We start from the raw sequence: 3,009 nt of genomic DNA on the forward strand, positions 1-3,009 counted from the left end.
CAAAAAATCTGCATGGGTTAATGAATTAGTTACATACTTTAATTCCTTTTCATCTATATTATTTTTTGTGCTTCATCATTTAATATTATACTATTATCTTCTAAGCATACATTTTGAAAAGTGTACTTATGTCGACCTTTATCAAACAAATCAAAGGTACAGATAAATATTATATAGCTTTTGGCTAGTTTTCTATAATCCTCGCCTTTACTTATTAGATCTAAATCAATGCTTCCTTGATAATATCTTAATCTTTTAGGTAAATTCTTATGTTTTCCACGTTGCATTTCAACATTGTAAATCGTATTATTTTAATCTTTAACATAAACATCAAGTCTAATACCTTTACTTTCAAGCAATAAATCTATAGTTTTCTGTTCTTCAACCAGTTCAACTTTTTCAATCTCAATTTCTAAAATCTTTTCTAATAATTCCTTACAGATTTCTTTATCACTCATAACTTTTGCAAATAGGAAATCATCTTCAAGATTTAATTCCTTTAAAGTTTTATTCATCTTAGTAACCTTACCTTATTTTTATCTTCTGTTTTGATTGTTAACAATATTATAGCTAATTAAACATTGTGTTTCAATAGCGCTTTAACTTTCAATAATTCCGAATATTTTATCCTTCCTAAAATAAACTCTACAAATATAAATTTTGAATCTGCTTTCATTTTTCAACCTCCAATATTTTTATTTCAAAATATCACCTATATATAAATCAAATTCCTCTAATATGGATAAATTAATTTCATTTTTAGTTTCAATTATTTGATAAAGTATTCTATTATCTTTAGTCGCATATTCTAATAATCTTCCATTAATTTTTTCTCTAAAATCAATCCATCCCCACAAATGTAAGCTATCTTTTGGTTTAATTAAATAGATTCTATTATTTCGTCTTTTATTATATTTCTTAAGACTTCTAATAAAAGCACCCATGCATCTGCTCCACAATTTATAATACACACCTAAGAAACCTCTCATTTATTGACGCAAGCCTTATACCAATGTTGATATAAAAGGAACAACTAAATCATGAGATAGCCCTTGAGTGTGTCTTGCTGAATCACCTATACCTGGAATATTCACAAAGATTTTATTATCTTTGGCATCAAGATAAAATGCTTGTCTGCTTTTATTTCACTGAATCTTGATTTGAATTTATTTAAATTCTTATCGCCATTTCTCCATACATACCAGACAAAAGATTAATTTTACCTCTTTCACTTATTTCCATTATAATCCTATAAATTAAAATAAGGTATACAAAAATTTGTACACCTTTCATCCACTGTTTATATGCTTCGCGAATTTTATGTTTATTATATATTATTTTAATAATGCTAATTGAAATAGCTCAAAAATCTTTAGATAAACTAATACCTATAATGTTAATTTTTTAATATTAATTTGTGTCTTTTAATTCTATACTAACTTAGCCTTCAATAAATTTTCTAATTTGTTTAATTTATCTTTTATGTTATCAGAAATTTGAAAACTTTTTAATTGTTGAATTACCTCTTGATTCAATAACATTTCTCTAGATAGTTCTAAAATCATATAATTATTAATTTTTATTTTCTCTTTTATAATTTTAGCCTTAGGAATTGTATTCCTAACCTCTTTTTTAAAATTTTCGACATCTTTATTGTCATGTATATAATGTCTTTTTAAAATTTCGTTTAACTTAGAAACAAAATTTCCATAGAACTTGTCCATTAAAAAATCAAAATATTTATCATTTATATTCTTATTTAAATTATTAATTTGATTAATTTCTCTAGTAATTTTATAAACATCCTCTTGATTTACTAAAATAAACTTATAAATTTTCCCACACAGATACTTCCTCTTTGTTATTTCTCCAAATCTATTAAATTTATCACATATTTTAATTAATTTATCATATTCAGCTTTCAACTTAATAAATTCATCTTCAGATATTTCCTCTTTAAGTTTATTATTTAAAAAGTTTTTATCATAAAGTTCAAATTTTTCTTCATCTGCTATAATTTTATGTTGACTATTTTTTTTCAATAAAGAAGCAAAATTTATTTTCTTTAGATAAATCTTAATTCCACTCATTGAAAAACTTACCAAACGAAATTCATCTTTTATTTCATTTATTAATTTATTTACTTTATAAGCATTGATATCTTCTTCTGATATACATAGGCTATTATTTCTAAAATTCTTCTTTATAGACTTTTCTAAAATATCTTTTCTTATATTTTGTTCTATATAATCTATCCTATATTGATATTTATCAATGATTACAAAGGACTCATTATCATCATGTGTTAATATTATTATATCATTTCTGAATAGTTCTTCTATAAATTCACAATTTAAATTTACCCAATCCCGTTTTATTGAGACTTTTATGTCCACATTCTTTTTGTTTATTATTAATTTTACAATTGTATTATCGAGCAATAATGTTTTTAAGTATATTCTTTCATTCGCATCAGTTATTAATTTTAATAAAGCAGATTGCATCAAGAGCAAATCAATCTCCTGTAATTATTTAATATTACTAATTATTATTATATTTTTTTATTATTAATTACCATTATATGAAAATTGTTTTTATTTTTTTATATATTATTATTAATAAACCCTCAATTAATAGTTTTAGTCTTTTAACTAATTTTTATTTAAAATAACTTTTAGCTCAATCATTTAATAATTATTATTTTTTGCTCCATTTATAAAGCTGAAGTTTTCTATATTATTTTAAAAACTTCAGCTTTGCCTTTAATTAAATATTCAAAATTTCACTCAGCCTATCTTTAAGTCTTTCTTCCTCCATACTTCCATTAGTGGCTAATCTTAATATTGGTATATTATATTTCTCTAAAATTCCATCTTTCATCCTATCTCTCCCCAACTGCTTAGGATTGTTAGCATGAAAGGCATATCCATCAACTTCTACTACTAAAACAGGCGCTTTATCTATTTTTCTAAAAATCAAAAAATCTGCATGGGTTAATGAATTAGTTAC

3 protein-coding genes and 1 pseudogene are annotated in these 3,009 nt (G+C 23.3%); all 4 read right to left on the reverse strand.

Features of this window, described 5'->3' with window-relative positions; genetic code table 11:
• Window positions 1-56: 56 nt before the first annotated feature.
• A pseudogene (locus COL3_RS26485) lies at window positions 57-515 on the reverse strand (Rpn family recombination-promoting nuclease/putative transposase); the annotation flags it as partial.
• Window positions 516-695: 180 nt separating this feature from the next.
• Entirely contained in the window at window positions 696-944 is a 249-nt protein-coding gene (locus COL3_RS26490) for a hypothetical protein (RefSeq protein WP_008424229.1), read from the reverse strand.
• Between the two features lie 486 nt (window positions 945-1,430).
• Window positions 1,431-2,504 (reverse strand): hypothetical protein, encoded by a 1,074-nt coding sequence (locus COL3_RS26495; RefSeq protein ID WP_008424228.1) that lies wholly within the window; start codon window positions 2,502-2,504, stop codon window positions 1,431-1,433.
• 262 nt (window positions 2,505-2,766) lie between these two features.
• Window positions 2,767-3,009: DUF2726 domain-containing protein (locus tag COL3_RS26500; RefSeq protein WP_143327581.1), on the reverse strand; the 243-nt coding region annotated here is incomplete at its 5' end.

It is taken from the genome of Clostridium sp. LS, from assembly GCF_002760435.1.
Taxonomy (GTDB): domain Bacteria; phylum Bacillota; class Clostridia; order Clostridiales; family Clostridiaceae; genus Clostridium.